The sequence below is a fragment of the Desulfocastanea catecholica genome, from assembly GCF_054657295.1.
Window position 1 is genome coordinate 1 of the sequence record NZ_BAAHYZ010000120.1, and the last position, 657, is coordinate 657.

At 53.0% G+C, this 657-nt stretch carries 1 pseudogene; it reads left to right on the forward strand.

What is annotated here, in order from left to right:
* Positions 1-589 (forward strand): annotated as a pseudogene (locus ACYQ8U_RS23130) (DNA-binding protein); the annotation flags it as partial.
* Positions 590-657: the final 68 nt, after the last annotated feature.

Genomic DNA, 657 nt, shown 5'->3' on the forward strand with positions numbered 1-657 from the left:
ACTGGATGGACTGGCCGAAGCCGAGAGACGCATCGAAGACCTGGCCGCCGAACTGGCCAAGATCCAGCAACAGGCCATCGACGATCGACAGGCCGCCGAAACAGCTGCCGCAGTTGCAACAGAAAAACTAGAATCTATGGGAACTCGGATCGAGACGCTGGAAACGGAGCGACGGCAACTCATTGAGACCGCCGAAACATCCAGAACCGAAGCCGCAAAAGCCATGCTGCAAGTCGAACGGGCCGACCAGGCTACAGGAAAAGCGGAAGCTCGAGCCCAGGACTTAGATGTTCAGCTTGCAGAGGTCCAGAAAGAGAAGGTGTCCGCAGAAAAGGCCGCAGCTGTAGCAGAACAGAAAAACCAAGATCAAGCCGAGATCCTGGCTGAAACTCGGGCCAGCCTCGCCGAGCTTAAAAAGGAAACTCGAGAGACAGTCACAGAACAAAAACAAGAGATCCAGGAGCTCAGAAAAACAATCACGGATCTGGAGAAAAAGATTGCTGTTTTGTTGGTTGAAAAGGCCGAAATCGTTAAATCCCTGGCTTTGGCCGAAGAAAGGATAAATAAAACACCAGCAAAACAGGGATAGAGAACTGAAACGGGTGCGGCCGGTTCCACAACCGTCATCCCGGGCTCGATCCGGAATCCGGTGCTTTA